The sequence below is a fragment of the Vibrio sp. Vb0667 genome (assembly GCF_033391095.1).
In genome coordinates this window covers 1-1,256 of record NZ_JAWPOL010000233.1, presented here as the reverse complement: position 1 = coordinate 1,256, position 1,256 = coordinate 1, and the positions used below count along the sequence as shown (strand labels likewise).

2 protein-coding genes are annotated in these 1,256 nt (G+C 46.8%); both read left to right on the top strand.

Annotation, left to right across the window (positions count from 1 at the left end):
- A partial coding sequence (locus R8269_RS24870; RefSeq protein WP_318222865.1) for a hypothetical protein occupies positions 1-417 on the top strand: 417 nt, incomplete at its 5' end.
- A gap of 85 nt (positions 418-502) precedes the next feature.
- Positions 503-1,256, top strand: a 754-nt coding sequence (yegD, locus tag R8269_RS24865) for a molecular chaperone (protein WP_318222864.1), incomplete at its 3' end; no start/stop codon positions are given.

The window sequence follows — 1,256 nt, the reverse complement described above, 5'->3', positions numbered from 1 at the left end:
TATATTGCAGTGGCGAATGCGATCTCTTGGTCCATCGTCTACGAAGGCAATTATCCTGTTATGATGAGCCGTTTCGGCAGCTACTTTATTGTTAGTACGCACGACGCCATGCTGGTAGCTGGATTTGTTTCTCTGGCTTTTTTTATCATTAACTGGCAATTGGCGATGCATTGTGCGAGTTTACTTAGCCAATATTTAGTGCGAATCCTCATCATCAATCGCACGCGTTTTGTCGCCATGAGTTTAGTGTTCAGCAGCTATTTTGCTTACTTGTTAACGATAGGAATTTTTTGGCTGTTTCACGACACGTACTCAATTTGGCAAGGATTGAAACTCACGCCTGCTTTTCTTTTATTAGCGTTATTGTTAGCCGTCGTGTTACCTGCCATGAAAAAAGAAACGTCCGAAAGCGAATAAGCGAGAATCGCTCTACCGTTTGAGTAGTAATTCATGTGCCATTGAGTTAGCATTGCCGACCTTTTTTTCGTCAGTGGGAGGACTCATGTATATTGGCTTTGACTATGGCACTGCAAACTGTTCAGTGGCAAAAATGGAATCAGGCGAGCCTGTTTTGCTAAATCTTGAAGGGGATAGCCCGTTCATTCCTTCCACCCTAGCAGCTCCGACTCGTGAGTCTGTGTCTGAGCATCTGTTTCGTCACCGTGACATCAAACCGTTTGATCAAGTTGGAGAGCAGGTACTGCGCCGCGCAATCAACTTGAACCGAGAAGAGAGCATCGAGCTGGAGCCAGAAGACATCGCGTTTGGGCAGGCAGCGTTGAACCGCTATTTAGAAGACCCACGCGATATCTATTACGTGAAGTCACCAAAGTCGTTTCTTGGTGCATCTGGCTTGCGTGATGTTCAGCTGAGCTTCTTTGAAGATCTGGTTTGCGCCATGATGGACAACATCAAAGCTCAGGCAGAAAACCATGCTCAGCAAAGCATTACGGATGCGGTGATTGGTCGCCCAATCAACTTTCATGGTCGTGGTGGAGAAACGGCGAACATTCAAGCGGAAAATATTCTACTTCGCGCTGCCAAACGTGCCGGTTTTCAAAATATCGAATTTCAGTTTGAGCCAGTAGCCGCTGGTTTAGAATACGAAGCGACGCTTAGCGAAGACAAACTGATTTTGGTGGTGGATATCGGTGGTGGTACAACCGACTGTTCTTTGATTCAGATGGGGCCATCTTGGCGAGGAAAAGCAGACAGAACGGCAAGTTTGTTGGCTCACAGTGGTCAGCGTGTCGGCG